Origin of the sequence: Gemmatimonas sp. UBA7669, from assembly GCF_002483225.1 — a bacterium.
Taxonomy (GTDB): domain Bacteria; phylum Gemmatimonadota; class Gemmatimonadetes; order Gemmatimonadales; family Gemmatimonadaceae; genus Gemmatimonas.
This window is the reverse complement of sequence record NZ_DLHL01000023.1, coordinates 1-24,942: the sequence shown is the minus strand read 5'-3', so window position 1 is coordinate 24,942 and position 24,942 is coordinate 1. Positions and strand designations below refer to the sequence as shown.

The 24,942-nt window shown below is 63.1% G+C and carries 15 protein-coding genes and 3 pseudogenes; 1 reads left to right on the top strand and 17 read right to left on the bottom strand.

Annotated features, from left to right (window positions below):
* Positions 1 to 364 precede the first annotated feature (364 nt).
* The 12 genes and pseudogenes from B2747_RS06825 to B2747_RS06780 form a co-directional block, all read right to left on the bottom strand.
* Positions 365 to 1,765, bottom strand: coding sequence for a protein kinase domain-containing protein (locus B2747_RS06825; RefSeq protein ID WP_291158301.1), 1,401 nt, complete (start codon positions 1,763 to 1,765; stop codon positions 365 to 367).
* Positions 1,766 to 1,918: 153 nt separating this feature from the next.
* Positions 1,919 to 2,335: pseudogene (locus tag B2747_RS20145) on the bottom strand (S24 family peptidase); the annotation flags it as partial.
* Positions 2,336 to 2,455: 120 nt separating this feature from the next.
* A pseudogene (locus B2747_RS06820) lies at positions 2,456 to 5,473 on the bottom strand (type I restriction endonuclease subunit R); the annotation flags it as partial.
* The gene (locus B2747_RS06815) at positions 5,470 to 5,862 is read right to left on the bottom strand and encodes a hypothetical protein (RefSeq protein WP_291158295.1); all 393 of its coding nucleotides are present in this window, start codon (positions 5,860 to 5,862) and stop codon (positions 5,470 to 5,472) included. The pseudogene B2747_RS06820 and the gene B2747_RS06815, both read right to left, overlap by 4 nt.
* Complete coding sequence (locus tag B2747_RS06810) at positions 5,859 to 6,593, bottom strand: HNH endonuclease (RefSeq protein WP_291158292.1); 735 nt, start codon at positions 6,591 to 6,593, stop codon at positions 5,859 to 5,861. Before B2747_RS06810 ends, B2747_RS06815 begins: the two co-directional genes overlap by 4 nt.
* Positions 6,594 to 6,595: 2 nt before the next feature.
* On the bottom strand, positions 6,596 to 7,900 hold the full coding sequence (locus B2747_RS06805; RefSeq protein WP_291158289.1) for an AAA family ATPase: 1,305 nt from the start codon (positions 7,898 to 7,900) through the stop codon (positions 6,596 to 6,598).
* Positions 7,890 to 9,083 (bottom strand): restriction endonuclease subunit S, encoded by a 1,194-nt coding sequence (locus B2747_RS06800; RefSeq protein WP_291158286.1) that lies wholly within the window; start codon positions 9,081 to 9,083, stop codon positions 7,890 to 7,892. The genes B2747_RS06805 and B2747_RS06800 overlap by 11 nt, the downstream gene beginning before the upstream one ends.
* Positions 9,080 to 11,068, bottom strand: coding sequence for a type I restriction-modification system subunit M (locus B2747_RS06795; RefSeq protein WP_291158284.1), 1,989 nt, complete (start codon positions 11,066 to 11,068; stop codon positions 9,080 to 9,082). The genes B2747_RS06800 and B2747_RS06795 overlap by 4 nt, the downstream gene beginning before the upstream one ends.
* Before the next feature lie 552 nt (positions 11,069 to 11,620).
* A complete protein-coding gene (locus B2747_RS06790; protein WP_291158281.1) occupies positions 11,621 to 12,100 on the bottom strand; it encodes a DUF4411 family protein in 480 nt (159 codons plus the stop codon).
* A complete protein-coding gene (locus B2747_RS06785) occupies positions 12,097 to 13,083 on the bottom strand; it encodes an ImmA/IrrE family metallo-endopeptidase (RefSeq protein WP_291158278.1) in 987 nt (328 codons plus the stop codon). The genes B2747_RS06790 and B2747_RS06785 overlap by 4 nt, the downstream gene beginning before the upstream one ends.
* Positions 13,084 to 13,269: pseudogene (locus tag B2747_RS20240) on the bottom strand (helix-turn-helix domain-containing protein); the annotation flags it as partial. It abuts the gene before it with no gap.
* A gap of 1,089 nt (positions 13,270 to 14,358) precedes the next feature.
* A complete protein-coding gene (locus B2747_RS06780; protein WP_291158275.1) occupies positions 14,359 to 15,312 on the bottom strand; it encodes a creatininase family protein in 954 nt (317 codons plus the stop codon).
* 143 nt (positions 15,313 to 15,455) lie between these two features.
* Between B2747_RS06780 and B2747_RS06775 the strand changes: the two genes are divergently transcribed.
* A complete protein-coding gene (locus tag B2747_RS06775) occupies positions 15,456 to 16,529 on the top strand; it encodes a hypothetical protein (protein WP_291158273.1) in 1,074 nt (357 codons plus the stop codon).
* 72 nt (positions 16,530 to 16,601) lie between these two features.
* On the opposite strand, the gene B2747_RS06770 is transcribed toward B2747_RS06775, so the two are convergent.
* The 5 genes from B2747_RS06770 to B2747_RS06750 form a co-directional block, all read right to left on the bottom strand.
* Positions 16,602 to 18,731: an ankyrin repeat domain-containing protein gene (locus B2747_RS06770; protein ID WP_291158270.1), complete on the bottom strand. Its 2,130-nt coding sequence runs from the start codon at positions 18,729 to 18,731 to the stop codon at positions 16,602 to 16,604.
* Between the two features lie 7 nt (positions 18,732 to 18,738).
* Positions 18,739 to 20,139 (bottom strand): DUF1552 domain-containing protein, encoded by a 1,401-nt coding sequence (locus tag B2747_RS06765; RefSeq protein WP_291158267.1) that lies wholly within the window; start codon positions 20,137 to 20,139, stop codon positions 18,739 to 18,741.
* A gap of 38 nt (positions 20,140 to 20,177) precedes the next feature.
* Entirely contained in the window at positions 20,178 to 22,664 is a 2,487-nt protein-coding gene (locus B2747_RS06760) for a DUF1592 domain-containing protein (RefSeq protein WP_291158264.1), read from the bottom strand.
* Positions 22,665 to 22,999: 335 nt separating this feature from the next.
* Positions 23,000 to 23,986, bottom strand: a complete 987-nt coding sequence (locus tag B2747_RS06755) for a 2-dehydropantoate 2-reductase (RefSeq protein ID WP_291158262.1) — start codon at positions 23,984 to 23,986, stop codon at positions 23,000 to 23,002.
* Between the two features lie 11 nt (positions 23,987 to 23,997).
* Positions 23,998 to 24,696 carry a hypothetical protein gene (locus tag B2747_RS06750; protein WP_291158259.1) on the bottom strand — a complete coding sequence of 233 codons (699 nt, stop codon included), beginning with the start codon at positions 24,694 to 24,696 and terminating at the stop codon, positions 23,998 to 24,000.
* Positions 24,697 to 24,942: the final 246 nt, after the last annotated feature.

Below are 24,942 nucleotides of genomic sequence, written 5' to 3'. Positions count from 1 at the left end.
CCCCTACAAGTGGGGGGATTACCCGAGAACCTCACCAATCTTGATTCATTGCCGGCGACAGGAGCGTATGTGCTGGCACTGCTGATGAAGATTGAGGGTGGGTCCGGTGGGCCGTTGCGGGCGGTGGGGTTGGTGCCGAGGTGAGGGCGGTGGACTACGGACGTGATATGGGGATGCTTTCTGCTGGGGCTGTGTGATCGCGTCTACCCTTCACATCCTTCAGGACCACTATGGGCCGACAAATAGTGAGCTTCGGCTCCTTCATGAAGTCTGCGAGAACGATGATTCGAGAGGAATCCACCATCTTGGGCGCTCCGTAGGCACTCTTACCTTGTCTGCAGTTAGCGCAACCCTGCGCTCCTAGCTAGCTGACATACTCAACAAACGCTAGTAAAGCTGCATCGAGATATTGCTCAAGCTGCCTAATTACCTTCCTTTCTGCTTCTTCGGATAGGGCCGACTCAGCGGGCGCTACCTCTACTGTTGTGAGCCACGTTCCCGCAACGCGCCTGTCATGGAATAGCACGAAGCCTCCAAACCAATGAGTGTTGTTGTCCGAATCCATAGGAAATGCCAAGCCCAACACGAGAGAGGTACGCTTCTCCCTTTCGTGTGGCAGCCGTGGTGCATGGAAGGCAACAGCACGAAAGTTTGGATATCCTGGCTCACCGGTGTTAAGCGCCTTCGCAACCTCTGGCGCCTCTCGAAAGCTCGTTACGCCGTGCTCTTCTTCTAGACCGGTTGCACCAGCGACCGCATCTATTACGACCTGTAACCTAGCTCTGCCGTAGTTCTCGATCTTACGTGCGATCTCTTTCCGCCGTTCGTAGCTGGCGATTGTGGCTTTTCGAGCACTAAACCGAGGTGCAACTTGGTCCACGACGCTCCTTGAGACTGACTGCATGCCATCACTCTCAGCCGAAGGTGCCAACCAGGCCTGTAGCTCGTTCTTGATGTCGATCATGCTTGGTCTTGCCCTTGGGTCCACCCGTGTCGACCGATCAATAAGAATGTCAAGATGCCGCAATCCTTCGCCAGCAGTGAATCCGCTCAATCGAAATAGTTCTGTATCGATTGACAGGTGTCCGGGCATCGGGAAAGACTGGCCTGATGCAAGTACCCAGAGCGTTTTCGCCAATGCGTATACATCTGCTGGACCTGGATCTACCACGTCCCCTCGAAACATCTCAGGCGCTAGGTAGTATGTTGGCCCTATCAGTCGGCCGACGGCAGTGACGGACTCTTTGTCAGGAAATGTTACGAGACCGAAATCCCCAACCACCCAGTCATCTCCGAGCCTGTAGAGGTTCTCTGGCTTAATGTCTCGATGGTAGATGCCATGTACTTTCGCCAAACTGGCTAGCGTGTTTGCGACGCTGGCGACAGCACTCACTACATCCCTAAGGTTGTCAGTGCCTGCCAATGCCTCACGGATCGGCACAGCAACGGGCGTTGCAAGCCACGCGGGTTCACTTTTTGACGGATGTTCAGGCAAGGACGACTCAAGCAGCGGAAGGACGCCTGGGTGTGCGCCGATCTGCTCAAGGGCACTCACTTCAGAGCGCATCCGCTGATACGGTTCGCTTTGCGGCTTGATCTGTCGGAGAATCTTCAGCGCAACAACGGACCCGTCGCCGTCGGCAGCTGTCCACACCTCGGCATTGCCTCCGGTACCTAGCAGCTCCTTCAGCCGCCACCTTGAGATCTTTTCACCTGCCTTTCGATCTACTCTGTGTGCCATCTGCCTACGGTTGAGACGGACCAAGAATGGAAGTATGGCGAATCGAAGCGAGAGTCTCGATCGTGCCTTGACTGAATACCAAGGCGGCTCGCTTGCTTCCTCAGTATTCTTTCGACTTTTGGATCCGCTTTCATAGTCTCAGCGAGACATGGGCATGAGGGTGACATGGTGATTCCTCTAAGTGTTGGTCGCGCCGAGAACCTCGACAAACTCTGCGACGACACTAACGTCGCCGTCGTCGCTGTTTGACAGCACTATGGGCGGATAGTCTCGGTTGACTGGGTGAAGCACAATTCGTTGATGCCGCCACGAATCATCCGATGACGTCTTCTCGCTCACGTACCGCTTCACGGTATAACGCTCGCCAGTTTCCGGGTCGGTCGCATCGCGTAGCTGTACGAGAACGATCTTGCCCTGTCGAGTGCCCGCTTCTGAAGCGCGAAACAAGCACCAAGCTCCATCTGGAATCAGTGGCTCCATGGACTTTCCGACGACTTGTGCCACAAACATTCCGCGGCGGAGTTGGTGGCTTGTGCTAACCTCAACCCACTCGAGCCCTTCATCCCCAACCCATTGCGGAGTTCCAAAGGAGCCTGCTGCGATCTTGAGCGGTACAAGCGGCACGTGGGTCTTGTAGCGTTGATCCGGAGTCGCCTCAACAACAGACAGCAATGGGCGCACCTGGCTGTTCATGGCAGACGCGGTATCTGCGATAGGCGTGCGTAGCCGTCGGTAGGCTTCGTCGGCCATCCATGACGTCACCACCTTCTGGAAGGGCACATCGTTCATGAAGCGAACGAATATGTCCTCATTCTGGTCCATTCGGTCGACGAAGAGCCGCTCGAGCACGTTCTTGAAAAGCAGCTCAAACTTGTCGCCCGGGTTCACGGCCGCCGCGCGACGCAGGCCGTCGTCACCCATGGCGGCCTCGACGATCTGATCGAAGAAGAGCTGATCGGCCTGGTTGAAGTCGGTCCCAAAGCGCTCGTTGACGACGTCGATGAGCTGCGAGAGCGGTACCGGCTGCTCGCGCAGCACGCCGCTTCCGACCTCGGCCGGCCCGTCAAGCTTCCGCGCCTCGCCGTCCTTGAGCGCGATGGACCCTTCGCTGATCTTCTGCAGCCGGTAGTACTCGAGCTTGACCTCGTCATCGAACTGGTAGGCCGCTCCGCTGGCACGGCGCGGAAGCTTCATCATTAGATGACGCACAAACACGTAGAGGCGCTCGAGGTCGGAGTCCTGATACGGAATTACTTGGCTAAGGAAGCCGTACAGGTTCTGGAACGCCTGTAGCTTGCCACGCCACAGCTCAGTCTCGTCGGGGCTCTCCTCGGAGCGCGCCTTGAATCGTGAGACTGCGGGATCGAGCGCGGCGTTCATCGCCTGGTGGTCGAGGGCGCTCTGCTTCTGCTTGGGCTTGAAGTACACGTCGCAGAACCGCGCGATGTCCTCGTCGAGGTAGATTCCCGCCGCGTCGAGCTCGCCCTTGATGGCGTAGAGCCGCGTCGGGTCGACCTCCTCTCCGATCTCCGCGCCCTCGAAGTAGGTCTTGAACGCCTCGCGGATCTCGTCGCGGTTATTCACGAAGTCGAGGACGAAGGTGTCCTCCTTCACCGGGTGTATGCGATTGAGCCGCGAGAGTGTCTGTACGGCCTGAATGCCGGCGAGCCGCTTGTCCACGTACATCGTGTGGAGGAGCGGCTGATCGAAGCCGGTCTGGTACTTCTCCGCGACTAGGAGCACCTGGTACTCGGGGGAGGCGAAGCTCTCGGGCAGCTCCTTCTCGCGCAGCCCGCCGTTCATTGCCTCCTCGGTGTACAAGACGTTGGCGAGCTTGTCGTCCGGCACTGCGCCGGAGAAGGCCACGAGCGACTTGATCGGGTAGCCCTTGTCCTTGATGTACTTGTCAAAGCTCTGCTTGTAGCGAACAGCCTCGAGACGTGAGCCTGTCACCACCATCGCCTTCGCGCGCCCGCCGATCTTATGGCGGGGGCCGGCGTGGAAATGCTCGACCATCACCTCAGTCTTCTGGGCGATGTTGTGCGGATGGAGCTTGAGGAAGCGGGCCAGCGCGCGAGCCGCCTTCTTGCGCTCGACGTTCGGATCGTCCTCGCATGACTTCAGGAGCCGGAAGTAGATCGCGTACGTCGTGTAGCTCTTAAGCACGTCGAGGATGAAGCCCTCCTCGATCGCCTGCCGCATCGTGTAGCGGTGCGCCGGCTTGCCGCTGCGCCCGAACACCGCGAGCGTCTTGTGCTTCGGGGTGGCCGTGAAGGCGAAGAAGCTCAGGTTCGCCTGCCGGCCGCGCTTGGCCATGCTCCGGAACAGCTCCTCGAGATCTTCTCGACCTTCCTCGGCAGCCCGCTTCTGAGCCTCATTGCGGAGTGCCTCGCCGCCGAGCACCTCTTTCAGGTCCGTCGCGGTCTCGCCGCCCTGGGAGCTGTGCGCCTCGTCGATGACGACCGCGCAGCGTCGGGTCTGGAGCGTCCCCGCGCCCGCCTCCCCGCGCTCCTCGGCCATCTTCAGCAGCTGGCGGGAGACGAAGGGGAACTTCTGCAGCGTGGTTATGATGATCGGTACGGCGCTCTCGAGCGCCTCGGCGAGCTGGCGCGAGCTCTCGTCGATCTTCTGCACGACGCCGCGCTTGTGCTCGATCTGATAGATGTTGTCTTGGAGTTGCTGGTCGAGCACCACGCGATCGGTGACGACAATGACGCTGTCGAAGACGCGCCGGTTTCCCTCGTCGTGGAGCGATGCAAGCCGGTGCGTGAGCCAGGCGATCGTGTTGCTCTTGCCGCTACCGGCCGAGTGCTCGACGAGGTAATTGTGCCCCGGGCCTTCCGTGCGAGCAGACTCCACGAGGAGGCGCACTGCCTGAAGCTGGTGGTAGCGAGGGAAGACCATCTGCTCGGTCTTCACCTTGCGGCCCTGATCGTCGCGCTTCTCGTCGACCTGAAGATGAAGGAAGCGCGCAAGAAGGTCGAGCAAGCTGTCCCGAGCGAGCGCCTCTTCCCAGAGGTAGGCGGTGCGGTAGCTCCGGCCTTGGCGATCGGCAGGGTTGCCAGCCCCGCCACCGTCGCCCTTGTTGAAGGGCAAGAAGTGGGTGGCGCTGCCCGCGAGGCGCGTTGTCATGAGCACCGTGTCGGTGTCGACGGCGAAGTGCACAAGCGTGCGCTTCTTGAACTCGAAGATGGTCTCGCGCGGGTCGCGGTCCTGCTTGTATTGCTGCCGAGCATGCTCGACGGTCTGCCCGGTCATCGCGTTCTTCAGCTCGAGCGTCGCGATGGGGATACCGTTCACACTAAGTGTGACATCGAGCGACTTTTCGGAGCGCGTTGAGAAGCGGAGCTGGCGGGTGAGGCCAAGCCGGTTCTTTGCATAGCGCTCCTCAAGTTCGGGGTTCAGCTCGTGCGCGGCCTTAAAGTAGGCGACGGAGAGCTTGCGCCCATAGCACTTGAAGCCGTGGCGAATCGTCGCGAGTGATCCGTTCGCGTCCATCCACTTGCAGAGGTCGGTGAGGATCTGCTCGCCCGTTTTCGGCCCGTGTAGGGCTTCGAGCTTCGCCCACTCTTTGGGCTGGGTGTCCTTGATGAAGTCGAGGACCACGGACGGGAAGATGGCGCGCTCGCGGTCAAAGCCCTCGCGCGCGACGGCGACGTAGCCGTGCCCGAGAAGGTGGTGCTCGATGACCGTCTCGAACGCGGCCTCGGAGTGTCGGGGCGAGCTCGTCACGGTTCCTGCTTCATCTTCTTGGGGCGCTTCGATTCGATGCGCATCACGTCAGCCTCGAAGTCGTTCTCGAACTCGTGGTCTCGGTGCACGCGGAACTTGTCGTACAGTTGCTCGGCGTGGTTGTAGAACTCGATCGCGCCTAGCCTTCGATTTCCCTCGCGCTGAGCTCTCCAGATCCTTCGGAGAGCTGCCTCCGGGCCAGGCTCCCCCGAGGCGTAGATTCTCTTCAAGTGGCAGCTGACGGTGCGGACGTCGACGCCGAACAGCTCGGCCATGCGCTTCTGGTCGAGCCAGAAGGTCTCGGGCTCGTAGAGCACCTCGACCCACACAGCGTCGTCGGCGGTGCGGTAGAGGATCAGCTCGCCTTCTAGCGAGGTTTGGTCGGTCACGCCTTTCCCCCGTGAGCAAGGGCATCGGGGTTCGGCGCGGGTCGCACGGGGACGTTGGTCGCGTCGAAACAGCCACTGCCTCGGGTGCCATCGAAGGCGTCGATCAGTCGCCCTCGCATGTCCGCATCCTGGGCGAAGACGGTCATCCAGATGGAGAAGAAACCGGACTCCACTGCGGTACGAACGATCTGACGCCGAAGCGGTGCGCACTGTGGTTCCTCGTCGAGATCTTCCTTGCTCGTCAGGGCCAGAAGCCAGGCCTGCATGCGCTGCGATACCCTATCTATCGCAACGAGCTTCCCGTTCTCGTCGAATGTCTGCGCGATGCGCTTGTCGAGCCCCACGAGCGACAATGTTGCTCGCGCCTGGGCCGTAGCAACGGTCGAGAGCCCCCCGTCAACCCTGATGGCTCCATCCTCCGCGTAACTGAAGGCGACGAAGGTGTTGTCTCTATCCGGCAACAGAAAGGCTGCAAGGCCTACGTCCTTGTCGCCCTTCGTCGAGTTGCAGTTTACGCAGGCGAGCAGGAAGTTCTCCCAACGCCCGACGAGCGTCGGGTGAGCAAACGGCCCCTTCTTTGGTTGGATATGCTCGACAGCAAGGTTGGTGGCGATGCGGCGTTCGCAGAAACTACAGAATGACCCAAGGCGGCCGACAAGTTGAGGGAAGGCATCCCTGTAGTTGTCGAAGTCGTGGTTCTGCGGCGAGGCGCCTCGACGGACAGGGCGCATGACTACTCACCGAGCTTGGCGGCGCGCTTCATTTCCAGAAACGCCTGAAACGCAGGGTTGTCGGCGTAGGGCGCGATGCCCGCTGCAAGGCGCTGCTTGTAGTCTGCGAGCTTGTCCGCCGGCGCCTTCGCAGCTTCCTCCAAGGTCTCGAGGTAGTGCTTGGCGACCTGTTTCATCTCGGTATATCGAGCGCTCACACTGGTGTCCGGAACTCGCTGAATACCGCGAGCGATATCCTCGATCGAGAGATCCGCAAGCTGTGCTGTCGGCTGGCCGTCGAGCATCACGAGCTCGTCGCCAGAACGAAGCGACTGAATCAAGAACGGTGAGTGCGTTGTGCAGATGAACTGAACCCGTGGAAACGTCGTCCTCAGGTCCTCGATGACGTGACGTTGCCAGGTTGGATGGAGGTGAAGATCGAGCTCGTCAATCAAGACCAGGCCCGGGGTGTCAGCAAGTACGCGTTCGCCCAAGTGCGGATTGAGGGTTGCGGCCTTCTGCGCCATGTCGCCAACGACAGCGAGCATGCAGCGCTGACCGTCGCTGAGATTCATGAACGGTTGCTTCTTGCCGTTCTCGAAGTGAATGATAGCCTCTCCCAGTCGCGCATCGAATGCGAGCTGCCGAGCACCTTGGACGTTGCGTACGAGCGCATCCCGCACGACTGCGAAGGTGCTCGTCTCCCTGCCTTCCTGCTGAAAGGTCAGCCAAGACTGCTGTGCAATCCAGTTGACGAGGGCGGCTACGGAAAGCCGCGGATCGACGCTGTTTCGATACCCTTCGAGCCGCGACCGGTGCGTCTTGGACCCTCCTGTTGCAGGCATTCGAACCTTGCTCTGCTCGCGCGGCACGTCCCAGAGCCTACCGGTGCCGTAGTAGGAGATGAGTGGCAAGACGACCTTCTCGCCCTCGCGAACGGCGCGTTCGGTCTGCTCTCCGAGGGACTTGATGTCCCGCGCCTCTCGGTAAGTCGTGCGTCCGCCCGGGCCGTCGACAGTGCGACGCCAAGCAAGGACTTGGTCTAGCGCAACACCCTGAGCCTCGACAACGCAAGGGAACTGTTGCTCCCACGTAACAGACGCTTCCGCTTCGCTGCCCTTGAGCCTCACGTCCTCTGAGCGAATGTGGCGGCTGTCGTAACCGCGGAGGCCGAGGAACCAGCTACCCGCGGCCACCGCCAGAGCATCGAGAACGGATGTCTTGCCGGTGCCGTTCTCGCCAATGACGAGGTTGAACTCGGGATGGAAGGCGAGCTCGCGTTGTGAGAAGCCCTTGAAGTTCTCCACCCGCAGAAGATCAATACGCATCGGCGCCTCCGTATGCACCATCGACCGCCGCCACGTCGAGCTGGCCGGTCACGGCAGCGGCGATGAGCGCGGAACGACGCTCCTTGAGCAGCGCGATGGTGCGTTCAGTCGCCGCGCGCACCGCGTCGAGCTTCGCGGTCTCACGCGCGATGTGTGCGACGATGGCGCGCTGCTCCCCTTGCTGCGGAACCGGCAGGTAGACCTCGAAGAAGCCCTCGGGGTAGAGCCGAAGGCGCGAGGACCAGACGCCCTTCGAGTACCGCGTCACCTCCTGGGCGAACGCCGGGAGGCGGACGAGCGCATCGATATAGGCGGGCGTGAGGCGCGGGCCGGGTTCGTAGACGTTGTAGGCGGGGCTGACGATGCCCTTCACGGGAGCGGTGCCCATCGCGCCCATCCACGCCCAGAGCGTGTTAATCACGAGGTCGCCGGGCTCGCAGAGCTTGTAGCCCTCGTTCGTCTCGGCCTCGAACATGTTGACCTCCTTCTCGGACCGCGGCGTGACACCTGTGAGGTGCGAGACGGTGAGCATCTCCTCGTCACCGGTCGTCGAGCGGACGTCGCGCTCGCGGAAGAGCCAGCGTGCGCGTTCGATCTCCCAGTGTGCCGGAATCTCGCTCAGCCACGGCACGCCGGAGTCGCGCAGCTTCACCTTTGGGTCGAGCCCGCGCGTAACGGCGGTGGCGATGATGGCCTTGCGCTTCTCGGCGAGCAAGTCGAGGACGCGCTGGCTGGCGGCGAGCAGACTGTCGAGCTTGTGGGTTTCGAAATCAAGGAATCGCGCGATGGTCTTTTGCGCGTTGGGTGGCGGCAACGGAACCCGACGCGCGTAGGCTTCTTCGCGATTCAGCCCAGGCACAGCAGCTTCGTCAGACCCCTGGTCGAGACGCAAGGTCTGGAGGAGCCAATAGAGCCACCTGAGGCTATGCAGCGTGGTGGACGCGTCGATGTAAAAGGTCGTATCCGATGCGAAACAAGGTTCGTCGGACCAGTTCACTTTGCCATACGACCCCTTTCGCCCAACTACTATCGCAGGGCCGAGAGTGTTTGCCCGGCCAAGAGTCCCGTACGGGCCGTTTGAGCCGAAGACGGAGACGAGCCCGCTCTGCACTTCGTCCGTGGGCAGCGAGTCGCCGTACCCGAAGCGCGCAACGTGCTTCAGCTGCAGGAGGGGCCACTTCATGCTGTCACCTCACGCAGCAAACGCAGTACCTCTTCCTCGGCGACCTTGAGGTCCGCGTCGATCTCCGCTAACGATCGCGGCGGCGTGAGCACGTAGAAATGCCGGTTGAAGTTGATCTCGTAGCCAACCTTGTCCTTGCTCCGGTCCATCCACGCGTCCGGCACGTGCGGCTTCACCTCGCGCGCGAAGTAAACTTCCACGTCCTCCTTGAGCGGCACGTTCTCGAAGTCGCGTAGGTCGGCGTCGGCTTCGAGGCTCAAGCTAAGACCACCCGCCGGCACGGGCGTGGCGTTCGAGTCGCGCTGCGTGAACACCGAGCGAAAGAGCTTCTGCTCGGTCGCCTTCCAGCGGCTCCCACGCTTCTTCAGCAGCGCCTCGATTTCGTCCCACGTCGCGGGCCAGTCCAGGCGCGGCTCACGGCCGAGCGCCTTGTCGATGGCCTGCACGTCGTCGAGCAGGTGCGGGCAGGCGTCGAGGAAGCGCGCCTTGTCGTCCGTCGTCATCTGGTAGCGCAGGCGAAGCGGGCGCTCGATGGTGACGCGGGTGTAGCCGAAGTCGGCGTTGTCGAAGATCTTGGAGCGCGGATCCTCTTCGAACCTGCCGTAGAGGCGCACGGTCTCGTCAATCTGCGCGATGGTCATGTGCCGCCGCTTGTCGCCGAGGCTGCGCTTACTGTCCTCGCTGCCGCCCGCGGTCCACACCTCGCGCGCGTCGAGGAGCTGCACCTTGCCCTTGCGCCGCTTCTCCTTGCGGTTCGTCACGATCCAGACATAGGTGCCGATACCGGTGTTGTAGAACATCGACTCCGGCAGCGCGACGACGGCCTCGAGCCAGTCGTTCTCGAGGAGCCACCTGCGGATCTCGCTCTCGCCCGAGCCCGCACCGCCCGTGAACATCGGCGAGCCGGAAAAGACGATCGCAAGCCGCGAGCCGTCCTTGTGCTCCTTCGGCTTCACGTCCTCGCGCTTGCTCCACATGTGCTGCAGGAACAGGAGCGCCCCGTCGTTCACGCGCGGCAGGCCGGCGCCGAACCGGCCGTCGAAGCCGCGCTTCTCGTGCTCCCTTTGGATCTCCTTCTGTTGCTTCTTCCAATCAACGCCGAAGGGTGGGTTGCTCAGGAAGTAGTCGAAGGTGTCGTTCCGGAATTGGTCGTCGGTGAAGATGTCGCCGAAGCGGACGTTGTCGCCGCCGCCGTTGTGGCTCACTTCCTTCATGAGCATGTCGGAGGCCGCCGTGGCGAAGGCGCGCTTGTTGTAGTCCTGTCCGTAGGCGTAGAGCTTCGCCTCGGCGTTGTGCTTGCGCAGATAGCTCTGCGCCTCGGCCAGCATGCCGCCCGTGCCACACGCCGGATCGAGCAGCTTGCGCACGGTACCCGGCGTGGCGAGCAGCTTGTCGTCGTGCATGAACAGCAGATGGACCATGAGGTTGATCACTTCACGAGGCGTGAAGTGGTCACCGGCCGTCTCGTTTGCGAGCTCGTTGAAGCGGCGGATGAGGTTCTCGAAGATCAGCCCCATCTGCTCGTTCGGCACGTTCGACGGATGTAGATCGACGTCGGCGAACTTCGAGACCACGAGGTAAAGGATGTTCGCCTCGTGCATCTTCTCGATCTCGGCTTCGAACTCGAAGTACTCGAAGATGCGCTGGACGTTCGCCGAGAAACCCTTAATGTAGCTGACCAGGTGTTTGTTGATGTTGTCCGGATCGCCCTTGAGCTTTTCGAAATCGAGCGGTGAATGGTTGTGGAAGCGCTCGCCCGCGATCTTGTTCAGCGTGGTGTCGAGCGCGTCGCCGGCGAGCTTGCCGCCCTTGTGCTTCTCGTGCGCGGCGAGGACCTTCGCCTTCTTCTCGACCAGAACGCAGTCGAAGCGACGAAGCACCGTCATGGGCAGCATCACGCGCTCGTACTGCGGCGGGCGGTAGGGGCCGCGCAGGAGATCGGCGATCTGCCAGATGAGATTGGCGAAGGAGCTATGGTCGGGCATGCTGTGAGGCTTTCGGCAGTCAGCTTGCGGGTACCTTGGCGAATCCTATGCCGACGGGGGCACCCAAAGATAGAGGTCTCCGCGTTGGCAAGCAGGGCACAATGGTAGGCCGTTTACGGTCAGCCATTCCTGTCCCCCTAAACCTACAGTCGCTGCCGATCGCTGTCTAAAACTAGCGTTGTACCGCGGCCGCCCCAAATGGGACGCCGTGAACGACTGAGTGCCAGCGAGGGAGTTACGCAGCGGACAGGCGGGCGGTCGTCGGCACCAACGCGCCGTTATGCCTGCGCGATGCTGAGAGGTCAGGCCGACCCGTGAATTGCGTTGGCCAAGTTGACGACCACCTTGCCCCGCGCATACCTCGCGAGATAGCTAGGTGCCGACGCCAGAAGGCGTCGGAGCGAAGTGATAGCTAGAAATTGAACCCGATATCCCAACTCTGCAGTGGTTGCACTAACGCTAAGCGATGAGCGCAAGCGCTTCGATCGAGTGCGAGCGACGAATCAAGGTGTCACTTAGCTCGCGAAACTCCGTCCATTCAATCGCCAGCGCCTACGACCCGAGCCCTTCGTTCAGAAGCATCGTGAGAAGCGGGATGCAAGGGATGCCGAGTCTCTGACAGACATCCGGGATCTTCACCTTACCGGGGCCTCCGCTGGGCTTCTCTTGAGTGACAACAGTTGCCTCCCGCAAAAGAGCTAGCGCAATGACAAATGGATCAGCGCTAGACTTTCTTTTCTTTACATCGATGAGGTTCGGAAACTTCGCGAGAACGACTCTGGTTGCCAGCTGGAGCTTCTCGTCAAGTTCGACAAAGATTGATTCGTGCGCCTTTGCCCACTCAGTCACCTCATCGGCCACGGCATCAATCTCCACCGCGACCTCTTCGACTGAAATGAGGCGCCCCTCGCCCGCAAGGGCTTCGACAAGGTCCCAGACAGACGGGAACGCCTTCTGTGGGTACTTGTTCTTGAGTTCAGTGAGAGAGCAGGTGTCGATGACGTAGACAGGCTTTGAGATCTCGTCTGTCACGAATCGTTTGCCCCGACGGCGTCAGCGATCGCCGGCAAGTGCTTTGAGCGAACACCCAGATAGTCCGCCGCGTCCGACGTCGTGATGCGATCGTTCGAAAGCCCGTCAAGCACCAAGCGAACTAAGGGACGCCCGAGCAAGCTTACGGCGTCAATGGGGGGCGGAACAAAGCCGCCAGGCGCTGGCCGGCTCTCGTATTCGAGCTGCCACTGCGACCTCTTCTGTTGGTAGAACCTCTCCGTTGTGAGTCCAAATGTGAGAAGGCGACGAAGAATCGCCTCGCGGCTGCAGGAAAAGGTCTTGGCAAGACTGGCAATCGCCGCGTCATCCCACGTCTGTCCGTCGTGGCGTCGAACGTCTGGCAAGCGGAGTAGCGCATCTCTGGGGATAAGTGCAGCCGCCGCCACCGCATTGCAGAAGACCTCAAGTTGTTGCTCCTCGGGAGGCATTGAGGAATCAGTGGAGAGGTCGCAGATGCCCTCTGATTTGAGCCCGATGTGAGCAAGCTCATGCAGCAGCGAGAACGACCGAGCCGCATACGCATCCTTTCGGTTTACAACGACTACGGGCAGCTCATCGGCCGCCAACGAGTAGGCGCGTAGCGCGGACAGTTCGATGTCGGAGGTTTGAAGTACAAGCACTCCTGCGCCCTCTGCGGCGGCGCGCAACCTGTTGAAGCCGATGCGACCATCGCGCCAGCGCACCTGCTCCTCAAGTTCGACGCCAAGCACCTCTCGCAGCCGAGCTCCGCTTTCCTCAGGGTCTTCTGAGATCGTCGCACTGAAGCCGAATCTGACCGCGCGCCCCCCAGAGCTCGCGAGGAGCTCTAGAGCGATCTCTCGGCGTTCCCAAGAACCACGGACGTCGAGAAGTATGTTCGAGTCGACTTCTTCTTCGACTCCCCCGGCGTGCCGCCGCAGGTCTTTGGGGATTCTGGTTATGCCGTGAGGCGGCTCTGGCAAAAAGAAGGTCGCGAACGGCACACGATAGGCCGTAGCAAGCAACCTGGCTTGTCGAATTGTCGGTAGCGCGTCGCCTGACTCCCAAGATGCGAGTCTGTCCGGAGTAACACCGGCTTTCTTGGCGGCTACTCGCTCATCAATGCGCGAGACCCCTCGGGCCCACGCCAGAACCGGGGAATTCACAAACGCTACGCGTGCGCGGCTCATTGGTCTTCGGCTGCGGAGGGCATGGTAGTGAAGGAATTCTTAAACGTACTCGCTGGGAACACGGGAACAGACTTCAGTTGCAAAAGGCCCAACTCTGCTGCGGGGCCCGATTGCAATGCGGCAGGCGAGCGCAGCGACCCAGCCGCCTTCCTTGATTCTGCCCCGCCCGCAGTAGCGATCGCTATTTGCCATCTACACGAGCGCGCAGTACACGATCTCGAAGATCGGGAACGAACTCCTCCATCAACGGAGAGGACCAACTAGTGCTTTCCCCTTGGCAAACTCCGTACAGCTGAACTAAGTCGAGGCTGCAGAACAAGTCGATCTCTGCCGCGAGGACAGCAAGGTCCACCCAGTCCGCGGATTGGACGCTTGCTCGAAGTCCCTTGCCTCCTTTTGTCGACACCTTCTTACCCTGCAGATTAGGATCGCCGAAACTGGCGGTGCTCCAAGTAGCATGAACCACGTAGTTTCTTCGCTCCTCATAGTACCTGAGCTTCCGCATGCAGTAGGCAAGGAGTGAACGCTCAGCCTCAGTTCGGTCTGCCTGCAGAAAGACCGCGCAAATCAGGTCGAGGCGCTGTGCGAAGCTCATCGACGCCCGGAAAGAGTCCCACATCCCTGGAGTCTTTCTCAACTTAAGCACGGTGACCAGAACGTCACTAACGTCGCGCTCGAGACCGTTGAAGGCGATCACAACTTGCCCGATGGACCGCGCGAGATCCTCGAGATTCTTGAGGAGCTGACGCCCCCGTTTACGAAACGCTTCTTGACTTTCCGTCCCAGATGGGAACCGCATCGCGAAGGTGCTATGTTTAGGGTTTCGCTTTGTGCATGTAACGAAGACTTGCCTGTGTGAGAACAATGCGCGCGAACGATCCGACTGCCCAGAGGGGCGAAAAGTATGCACCCTTGCCGATTACGCGAGTGAGCGAGCTTAGACCGATGCTTGCGCAACACTATCTGCGGAATAGACGAGCGACCGACAGACCGAGCACGTTCCTTGGAGGACGAACAACACCCCGTCATCCGCACCGCATATCCGTGCCGTTTACGCCTCGTCCGAGCCATCCGGGCCAATGCACCCCCTCACCCACCCCTATTCCTCGGCGGCGCCGGCAGGGTCCCCTTGTTCGCAATCGCCTTGTTGATCGCCTCCACCGTCACCGTCGCGCGGAACTCCACGATCTCCTTCGCCCAGGCCTCGGCCTTCTTCTTGTCCGCAATCGACACGCCGTTGATGGTCGCCTTGCCGGCCTTCACACGCTCGGCGTAGCGCACACTCTTCGGGTCGTCGATCATCATGTTGAGCGTGATGATCACGTCGTCGTGCAGGTTGTCCGACGCGCCTTCCACCAGGCCCTTGCTCTTCATGTGCTCCGACACACGCGCGTAGTCGTAGTACTCCTGCACATGCGCCACGATGGGCGCGCCCTTCCAGATGGCCGTAAGGGAATCGGCCACCGCGCGCTGCCCGCCCTGGTTGCCGCCGCTGTCGCCAATGAGAATGATCTTCTCGAAACCATGCGCCTTGAGGCTGGTCACGATGTCGGTGAGCAGCATGCGGAACGTGCCCTCACGCATGCTGATGGTGCCGGGTGAGGTCATGTGTCCCGTGGGCGGTTCCACGCTGCCCTCGGGCACGAACTTCACGATGGGCGCGCACAGCGCGTTGCCCAGCTTGCGGGCAATGGCTTCGCAGTTGGTGTGCAGCACGTAGTTGTGCTTGCCCGTCACCAGCCACGGGCCGTTGGGCTCCATGCCACCCGTGGTGACAATCACCGTGGTCTTGCCGGCCTTGATGGCATCACGCACATCCATCCAGGTCATCTCTTCCATCCACACGGTGTTGGCGGCCGGCAACGGATTGGGCGTGTCTCGGCAGTTGTAGCTGTTCTGCGCGCAGTTGCCACCACCCATGCTGCGCGGATCGGGCGCAGGACGCGTGGGCGCCTGGGCCCCGGCTGAGGCGGCCAGTCCGGTCAGTGCCGCCGCGCACCACGCGGCCGGGACGAACGAACGACGCAGGCGTCGCGTAATCATGTCAGGCTCCAGATGTGGATGTGATGGGTTCGGCGCTACAATGTGCCTTGGCACGCCAGCGCGCCAGAGTTGATCGCATACCCGTCGCCATTTGCGCCGTGGACATTTTTGCGCGAGCATAGGGCATGCTTCCTCCCCCCCCGATGTGCACCCCTCCCGCCGTTCGCCGCGCCCTGCGGTCCTCCCCCCTGCACCTGCTGGCCGCTGGCCTCGCGTTTGCGCTGCTCGGCGTCGCGCCCACGCTGCACGCACAGGGCGCCGCGTCGGGTTCGTCGGCCACGCGTGACTCCGCCGGGGCCACGCGTGCCCCACTGACGCTGGCCGACATCCGCCTGCTGGCCGAAACGCATCTTGCGCTCGTGGCCATCGACGACTCGGCCGACGCACGCTCGGCGCAAGCCCGCAACAAGACCGGCGAGGCGCAGCACGAGCTCTCGCTGCGCAAGCGCGAGCAGATCACCTCGCTGCTCAAGGCCAAGGGCCTCGTGGAAGACGAGTATCTGCGCCGCCGCTTCCTCATCAGCACCAACGCGGAATACCGCGCGCAGTTTGACAGTGTCGTGGCCCGCCTCACCGGCGCGCCGCTGCCAGGTCGTGTGGCGCCGCCGGTGGTGCGCGGCTTCGTGGCCGCCAGTGCGCTGCCCGCCGGCATGGTGGGCACGCACATTGGGCACGTCACAACCAGCTTCGTGGACACGCCCGACAAAGTGGGCTTCCTGCCCATGGCTTTCGCGGAAGCGCAGGTGGCCGCACAGCACGCCACGCTGGCCACGCGCACACCCACCGATCTTGCGGCCATGCAGCTGCACGCAGGCCATGTGCTGCACGCGCTCGACCCCAAGCTCGAGAAGACGGGCCCCGGCAAGGGCTTCGGCTTCGTGCGCGCCGCCGGCGGCGTGGCGCAGCACGTAGAACTCGCAGCCAAGGAACCGGGCGCGTCGCCCAACGTGAAGACCCACGCGCAGCATGTGGCCACGGCCGCTCGCTCGGCCATGAAGCGCGCCGAGCAGGCCATTGAGCTGGCCAAGCGCATACGTGAGGCGAAGGACGCCGCCACGGCCGCCACGCTCACCACGCAGCTCGCGTCGGTGTGCGGTCAGCTGGTGGCGGGCGTGGATGGCAACGCCGACGGACGCATTGGCTGGGACAAGGACGAGGGCGGCATTCAGCAGGCCGACGAACACATCAAGCTGCTGCTGGCGGGCGAAAAGAAGTAAGCACCACAGCAAACAACAACGGCCCGCTCCAATGCACTGGAGCGGGCCGTTGTCACGTGCGTGCGCGACGCGTCAGCAGCCCACGCAGCGATGGCTGTTCTTGGCGCCCATCTTCTCGAGCAACTGAATGGTCTCGGGATAGGGACGCAGACGCTGCACCGGCCCGTTGGCCATGTCCACGGTGGTCTTGAAGTCCCGCGCCACGGCCTTGGGGTCCGCGCCCTTGCTCACGAGATATTCGATCATCTCGTTGTCGCCACGCGCGGCCGCATGATGCAGCGGCGTGTAGCCGCCCAGGTCCCGCTTGTTCACGTCGTGGCCGAGTTCTTCGACGAGATACTTGATGGCCGGCATCCAGCCATCGGGCGCATGACGATGCGCGTTGCCGGCAAAGCCGTTGCCGTAGCCCACACCGGATGCGGCGTGAATGGGATACACGCCAATGCCGGGCGGCACGGCCTTGGCCGCGGAATCGACTTCAGCGTCGATGGCCGTGTTGGCCGGACCACCAAAGCCACCGGGACGCCGACGGTTCTGCTGCGGCGGACGATAGGACGGAATGGTGTCGTTGGCACCGGCGGCCTTGAGCAACTTCATGGCATCAAGGTCCACCGCATACGCTGCACGCCAGAACGCCGTCGTGCCGTCGAGCATCTCGAGGCCGCAGTTGGCGTTGCCGCAATTGCTGAAGCCGAAGAACCAGATGTTCTTGCGCAACCGCACGTTCACATCGGCGCCCGCCTTGATGATGGCGTCCATGAGCTCGATGTGCGTGGTCTTCTGGTTCTGCACGGCCTGCGGCTGCGGATAACGCGACTTGGGGTGCCACATGATGTTGAGCGCGGCATACAGCGGCGTGAGGCCGTGGATGCTTTCGCGCTTCACATCGGCGCCGCGCTTGACCAGCTGCAAGGCCAGGTCGTAGTGGCCGTTGATGGTGGCCATGAGCAGCGGCGTGGTGCTGTCGCTGGCCGATTGCTCGTTGATGTCGGCGCCACCGTCAATGAGCGCGAGTGCGGCCGCTGCATTGCCCTGACGCACGGCGTGATGCAGCGCCGTGAGGCCACCAATGCTGCCCACGGTCCCTTCGTAGCCCGCCTGGAACCCGTTGGTGGTGTCGGCGGGAATGACCTGCTCGGTGGACTTGTCCTTGAGTTCCTGCTCGTAGACGCGGCGGCCTTCGAGAATGGCCTCCTGCACCTGCTCGGGCGTGAGGGCGTTGGTGGGCGGCGCGGCGAGGCCCACCTTGTACTCGAACTTCTTTGCCGAGTCAGGCTTGGCGGTCGTGGTGGCTGCCGCTGCAGCACCTGCCGCAGCACCAGCAGCTGCACCCGCCATCTGACGCGGCTGGGCCTGTTGCGCCTGCTGCGCAGCCGCTGGAGCACCCGGCGGACCACCGCGCGCACCGAGGGCCGGCGCCGCGAGCGCGGCCTTCTCCGCGGCCTTGATGATGCTGTCCTTGACCGTCTGCGGCAGTGCGTTGAACAGGGCCTCGTTGCGCTTGCGCGCTGCAGCCTGCTGACGCGCGAGCTCTTCGGTGAGATCCTGCGTGTTGGTCTTTACTCCGGGCTTGGCGCCGGCCTTGAGCAGTGCCGTGATCGCAGCCGGCCGATTGGCCGCCGCCGCAAACATGAGCGGCGTCTGTCCCCATGCGGTCTCGAGTGCGTTCACATCGGCCTTGGCACCGGCCAGTGCGCTCACCGCCACCGCATCACCGGCCTGGGCCGCGAGATGCAGCGCCGTGGCGCCCGTGCTGGTGAGCGCCTTGGCATCGGCACCGCCGGCCAGGAGCGCCTTCACGGCCGCACCGTGTCCGGCCCTGGCCGCCACATGCAGCGGCGTGTAGCCGCCGTTTTTGGTGAGGCCCGTAGTAGACGCACCCGCCTTGAGCAGGGCCTGCACCATGGCCGCATCGCCACGCTCGGCGGCCCAATGCAGGGCCGACATGCCGTCGCCGGTAGCGGCGTTCACATCGGCCTGACGTGCGATCAGCGCGCGCACTTCGGCGAGGTCGCCGCGCATGGCCGCCGCGGCCAATGCGGTGGCCGCCGGCCGCGACGCGTTGTTCACGCGCACGACCGGTTTGGTATCCTGTGCCAACGCCGATGCGGCCACCCCGTGCATGGTCATGGCGGCCAGCACCGCCGTGCCGGTCAGCCAGGCACCATGCCGCGAGCGGCCCTGCCGTTTGGAGCTGCTCATGCGAGCCTCAGGCGTTGGTGTAGAGGGCAAACGGCGCCACGCTGTCACCAAACGACGGCATCTCGACGCCGAACTTGTGCAGCAGCGAGAGGAACACGTCGGCCATGGGCGTGCCGTCGGGTGCCTTGAGGTGCGTGTTGGTGGGAATCATGCCGTTGGCGCCGCCCATGAGAATGAGCGGGCAGCGACGGTGATTGTGCACGTTGCCGTCGGCCATGGGCGAGCCGTACACGATGAGCGTGTTGTCCAGCAGGTTGCTGTCGCCGTCCTGCGTGGCCTTGAGGCGCTCGAGGAAGTACGGCAGCATGCTCACGTGATACTTGTTGATGAGATTGAACTCCATGATGGCCGCTTCGCGACCGCCATGGTGCGACGAGGGATGGAAGCCCTTGTTGGTGCCGCTCTCGGGGTACGTGCGGCTCGAAGCATCGCGGCCCGTCTTGAACGAAAACACGCGCGTCATGTCCGACTGGAAGGCCAGCACCTGGATGTCGAACATGAGCTTCATGTGCTCTTCGAACGAATCCGGCACCCCGGTGGGCGCTTCGGGCAGCAGGCGCTCATCACCGCTCGAGTTCTTGGTTTCCACCATCTGAATGCGACGCTCGAGTTCGCGCACGTTGTCGAGATACTGATCGACGCGGCGACGATCGGCGGGACCCAACTGCCGCTTGAGCGTGGACATCTCACCCACCACCCAGTCGAGAATGCTGCCGTTGTCCTTGCGACGCGCGGCGCGATCGGCGTTGTTGGCGCCGGCACCGAAGAGCAGGTCAAACGCCGCCCGCGGATTGCGGATCATGGGCAGCGGTTCAGTGGGCGAGGCCCAGCTGATGGTATCGGTATAGGCGCAGGCGTAGTTGTAGTAGCAACCGCCGGCCTGATCGAGATTCTCGATGCAGAGCTGCATGCTGGGCAGCGGCGTCTCCTGTCCGATCTTGCGCGCCACCAACTGATCGAAGCTGGTGCCCACATACAAGTCGGAGCCCTGCGTCTGCTTGGGATGCGCCTGCGTGAGGAACACCGCGCTCGAGCGGAAGTGATCACCACCGATTTCCGGCGCGTCAAACGGCTCCGCCATCTGCGTGTCGGTGTTGCTGACGATGGTGAGATAGTCGCGCCAGTTCTGCAGGGGCATGAGCGCGCTATCCTGCACGAACTCGAACTTCTTGCCCACACCCTCGGGCGCCCAGAGGAACTTGGACGCGCCCCAGGTATTGCTGCCGGCGGCGCCATGCACCGACTCGATGCACACGAGCCGCGTGTGCCCGGTGGCCGGCGCATTGCCCGCTCCGGCGAGGAAGCGGCCGGCAGGGGACATGGCGTCGAGATACGGCAGGGCGATGGTGGCACTCAAGCCCTGCAGAAAGGTGCGGCGCTCGAGGGTCTTTTGCGTGAGGAATTGCACGGGAGGCTCCGGGTCGGGTGCGTGGATCGGTTGATCGATCAGTGGGAGGCGTCGGCAGACACGACGTCCGCCCGCTTGGTCTGGAAAGCCTTGCTGGTCACCACGCCCATCACGAACGCCGACATGCGGTAGTCCTGCTTCTCCGCCGTGCGCACGATGGCGCGCACGGTGGGCATGTCGTAGTCCTCCACACGGCGTCCCAGCGCATACGCCATGAGGTTCTCCGTGAAGTTGCGCATCAGCGGCACCGGCCGCTTGAGCAACGCCGTCGTCAGATCGGTCGGCGTCACCAACGGTGTGCCGTCGTACAGATTGCCGCGCGTGTCGAGCAGCGCGCCGTTCTCGCGGTAACGCAGCTTGCCCGTGACATCGAAGTTGTCGAGCGCGAGCCCGATGGGATCGATGAAGTTGTGGCAGCTCTTGCAGGTGGGATTCTCGCGGTGCACTTCCATGCGCTCGCGCGTCGTGAGCGGCTTGCCTTCCTTGGCGCCCGCGGTCTGCTCGAGGTCGGGCACGTTGGGCGGCGGTGGTGGCGGCGGTGCGCCGAGCAGCACTTCCATGACCCACTTGCCACGCAGCACGGGTGAGGTGCGGTTGCCGAGTGAGGTCTGCACGAGCACGCTGCCATGGCCCAGCACGCCGCGGCGCTGGTCATCGGCATAGGCCACTTTGCGGAAGTGCGTGCCGGTGACGTCGGGAATGCCGTAGTGCCGTGCGAGGCGCTCGTTCACGAAGGTGGAGTCGCTGGTGAACAGCGTGACCACCGACTTGTCCTTGCGCACCAAGTCCTCGAAGAACAACTCGGTTTCCTTCACCATCGCGTTGCCGAGTTGCTGATCGAAGTCCGGGAAGAGGAAGGCATCGGGCTGCACCTTCTCCAGGTCCGACAAGCGCAGCCACTGCCCCGCAAAGCGCGTGGCCAGAGCCTCCGCCTTGGGGTCGCGCATCATGCGCTTGACCTCGGCCTGAAACACGGCCGGCTGCGACAGGCGCTTCTGCTGCGCCAGCGTGAGCAGACGCTCGTCGGGAATGGTGCTCCACAGGAAGAACGACAGGCGCGTGGCCAGTTCGAGGTCGTCGATCTTGTAGTCGCTGCCGGCCTTCGCCGCGGAGGGTTCGCGCTCGAAGCGGAAGATGAAGTGCGGGCTGGCGAGAATGGCCTGGAGCCCAAGACGCACGCCGTCTTCAAAGCCTTCCATGCCGCCGACGCGCGCGCCTTGCTCGTAGAACTTGAGCAGCGCCGCGCGATCGGTGGGCGTGAGCGGACGACGATAGGCGCGCGTGGCCACCCGCGTGAGAATGGACTCGGCGCAGGCCTTCTGCGCCGCCGCCTCACGCGGCGCACAGGTGAAGACCGCCCGACGCGCCGGCGTATCGGAAATGCCGGTGATCTTGCTCGGCCCCGTAATGAGCACGTCCATGAGGTAGGCGGGCTCGGTGGTACCGGGAGCGCCAGTGGCACCCGACGCGCGTGACCACTCATGCGGCTTGATCAGGTCTTCGTACGGCCCTTCGGCCTTGCGCGCGAACGCAATGGACACGCGACGCTGACCGCCCTTGATGGCAATGGGTTCGGTGAGCAGATAGTCGGCGCCCAGAGGCAGGTCGGCGGACTCGCTGTTGCGATTGACGCCGCGATCGTAGTGCAGCAGCGCCACGCGTTCGCCGTCGATGGACACGTCCACGTCTTCCGTGGGACGTCCCACACCGCCGCCCACGTTCACGCGCAGCTGATACATGCCGTCGGCGGGGAAGGTGTGCAGCACGACCATGCCACCACGCGTGCCATACGGCGTGCCTTCCACGTGATCCCAGGGATGCTGCGAGGCAAACGGTGAGGTCTTGTACGTGATCTGGCTGCTTGCCGCCTTGCGATCGCCCAGCGCCATGCGGCTGACAGCCGATGCAGCATTGAGGTAGCCCTCGAGCAACATCGGCGAGAGCGACTGCACGTCGGAGATGTTGTCGAAGTTCGCGCTCTTGGTGTCGAGCGGCAGCCAGTTGCCGGCATCGATCTGCAGATTCAGCAGGTCACGCACCGCGCGCTCATACTCAGCGCGGTTGAGACGCTGGAAGACACGCGTGCCCGGGTTCACCGGCTCGGCGTCCATGATCTGTTCGAGTGTTTCCGCGAGCGCGGTGAGCGTATCGCCCTTGGGGCGACGCGAACCCGGCGGCGGCATCATCTCCGCACGCAGCTTGCGGATGATCTTTTCGGTCGTCGCCATGGAATCACTGGCGCCGTCGATGCGATAGCCGCGCAGGTTGAGATTGCCACGCCGCATGGTGGGGTTGTGGCAACTGCCGCAATAGCGCTGCACGGTGCTGTCGAGGGCGGCGATGGCCATACCGCGCGCGCCGTAGCGCAGCGGGGCTTTGCTCACGCGCAACGGTGCGTGCAAGGCCGTGCCGGCGCGCATGGTGACGGCAGGCGGTGTGGTCGTCGCGGACGGTGGCGTCGACAACATCGACGTCACTAGCGTGACAGTGGCGGTGATGCCGGACCACGCGAGGAGAACCTTCATGCGGGGACCCCATGGGTAGCCGACGCAAACGACAGCAGGAGGGAGCGCTGTCTTCCACGGCGGTATCAGGTGCTGCAGTTACTGCGAGGACCTGCGGACTGTGCACAGCAAGGCGGGAGACGCTGTGCCAGTCCTGACTTCAGCCGAGGCCGCGCGACACGGCGGCTCTCGGAAACTCACTGCTTTGGTATCTATACAAGATACGGTCAACCCCTCGAACGCGCTGCAATCTTGTTGCGTGCCAAGGCGTTCCGGTGCACCGGGTCCAAGCCGTCGGCACGTGAATGCAAGCCAGCGCCGTAGGGCCAGCAGCGCTTGACGCGTGACGACTCGGCTCAGGTGGCCGGCGTGGCCGCGGGCAATAACACCGCGTAGAGCACGTCATGCACCGGCACGGGCACGGCATGACGACGCGCGAGGCGGATGACCGCCCCCGTCTGGGCATCGAACTCACTGGGGCGACGGCCCATGAGGTCCCGCGCCATCGAGGTGGACCCGTCGGCCGGCAGCGCGTCGTAGCGCGCCCAGACGTCGGCCTTGGCGCGTTCGGGCCAAGTCACGCCCATGGCGCGTCCGACGGCCAGCACTTCCTCGAGGGCCTGATCGAGCAGGGCGCGTGTGGCCGGCGTTTCGCGCACCGGACCAATGGCCTCGTGCGCCGCGGCGCAGACGGCGCCCAACGGCTCGATGAAGAGGAATTTTTCCCAGATGGCCACCGCCATGTCGGGCGGCACAATGGGATGCATACCGGCGGCTTTCACTGCTGCGACGAGCTTGTCGAGCGTGGCGGCACGCGCCGGCTCGAGTGTCTGCCCCGCGCGAGGGCCGAGCTCCAGCACCGGCGTGACGGCCGTGTGCCGGATGTGGCCCGGCGCGGTCTGCATGGCCATGACGCGGCAGAGTCCGTCAATGACGGACGGGGGCGGCAGCACATCGGCCAGCAGGGTGGCCGCTTCCACGCCATTCTGCAGCGGCACCACGATGGTGGCGTCGCCAATGAGTGACGTGAGTGTTGGTGCGATGCCCGCCACCTGCGTGGCTTTGACGGCCACGAACACCACGTCTACTGGTCCGACGGATGCGGCGGACTCGTGAACGGCCACCTGCGGCAGATGCAGATCACCGTCCACGCTGTCGAGATGCAGCCCGCGTGTGCGCAGGGCCTCGGCGGTCGCGCCACGCGCCACGAAGTGCACGTCATGACCCGCCTGCGCGAGGCGCGCGCCAAACACGCCGCCTACCCCGCCGACTCCCACGACCGCCACACGCAATGGCGCTGATGCCGCTGTGGTGGCGGTCGTGTCCTGCTTCTGCTGCGTCATCAATGCGCTGGTCAGTTCTTGGTGAGCGCGAAGCCGGCGAGATGCGCGTCGGTGTTGTGACCCATGCGCACGCCCACGGCGCCGTCGGTGCTCTTGAGCTTGCCCGCGCCGACCAGTTCGGCCTTGCTGTAGCTGGCCACTTCCTGCCCGTTGATGCTGCAGGACACCTTGTCGCCCTTCACCGACATGGCGATTTCCTGCGTGACCGGCTTGCCCTTGGCCTCGGCCTTGTTGACGGCCGGATGCGCGGTGCCGCGGCCATTCATCTGGAACGGCGCAGGACCCATGCCGCGCACGATGAAGTTGCCGTTGCCGTAGGCCGAGCAGTAGAGATAGCTGGCGTTGGGCGTGCCCATGTCGTTGGCGGCGATCACGATGCCGTAGGGATGCGGATGATTGTTGCGTCCCATGTACTCGCGCTCACTGAACGTGGCCTTCACCGTGTAGTCACCCTTGCCCATCATGGTCGGGTTCCAGTAGGTGATGGCGGGGCCGGTGGTGGCGTGCATGCCGGGGCCCATGGCGCGGAAGTGCGCGCTGTCGACCGTGAGACCGGCCTTGAGTTCCTTGTCGTCGACGATGCCCTTCCAACCGGGCATTTCGATGCCGCCCTTCACGGCCACCGACTTGTCTTCCTGCGCAGCGAGGACCTGCGGCGCGAGAATGAGAGCGGCCAACGCGGCCGCGCGATGCAGCGTGCGATGTGTCATCAGGGGAAACCTCTGTTCAGGGTGAGACCCGGAATTTCCCTTGCGGAGGCGTTCTTCGATAGGGCTCTCGTTTCTGGCCGTTGGTCTCGCTCTTCTGGGATCCGGGACTTGAGAGGGTGAGAAATCAGTGGCTGCGCCCGGAAGTTGAGAGATCAGACTGAAATAGAGGATGAGAAACCAGCAACCAATGAGGTGAGAGACCCGACCGTGTGGGGCAGGCAATGTCGCGTCCTGAATAATGTCTAC

Bases quoted from the DNA above. Each gene is read 5' to 3' on its own strand.
- B2747_RS06810 (WP_291158292.1), bottom strand. From the start codon at position 6,593: ATGCGCCCTGTCCGTCGAGGCGCCTCGCCGCAGAACCACGACTTCGAC.
- B2747_RS06805 (WP_291158289.1), bottom strand. From the start codon at position 7,900: ATGCGTATTGATCTTCTGCGGGTGGAGAACTTCAAGGGCTTCTCACAA.
- B2747_RS06800 (WP_291158286.1), bottom strand. From the start codon at position 9,083: ATGAAGTGGCCCCTCCTGCAGCTGAAGCACGTTGCGCGCTTCGGGTAC.
- B2747_RS06795 (WP_291158284.1), bottom strand. From the start codon at position 11,068: ATGCCCGACCATAGCTCCTTCGCCAATCTCATCTGGCAGATCGCCGAT.
- B2747_RS06780 (WP_291158275.1), bottom strand. From the start codon at position 15,312: ATGATTACGCGACGCCTGCGTCGTTCGTTCGTCCCGGCCGCGTGGTGC.
- B2747_RS06775 (WP_291158273.1), top strand. From the start codon at position 15,456: ATGTGCACCCCTCCCGCCGTTCGCCGCGCCCTGCGGTCCTCCCCCCTG.
- B2747_RS06770 (WP_291158270.1), bottom strand. From the start codon at position 18,731: ATGAGCAGCTCCAAACGGCAGGGCCGCTCGCGGCATGGTGCCTGGCTG.
- B2747_RS06760 (WP_291158264.1), bottom strand. From the start codon at position 22,664: ATGAAGGTTCTCCTCGCGTGGTCCGGCATCACCGCCACTGTCACGCTA.
- B2747_RS06755 (WP_291158262.1), bottom strand. From the start codon at position 23,986: ATGACGCAGCAGAAGCAGGACACGACCGCCACCACAGCGGCATCAGCG.
- B2747_RS06750 (WP_291158259.1), bottom strand. From the start codon at position 24,696: ATGACACATCGCACGCTGCATCGCGCGGCCGCGTTGGCCGCTCTCATT.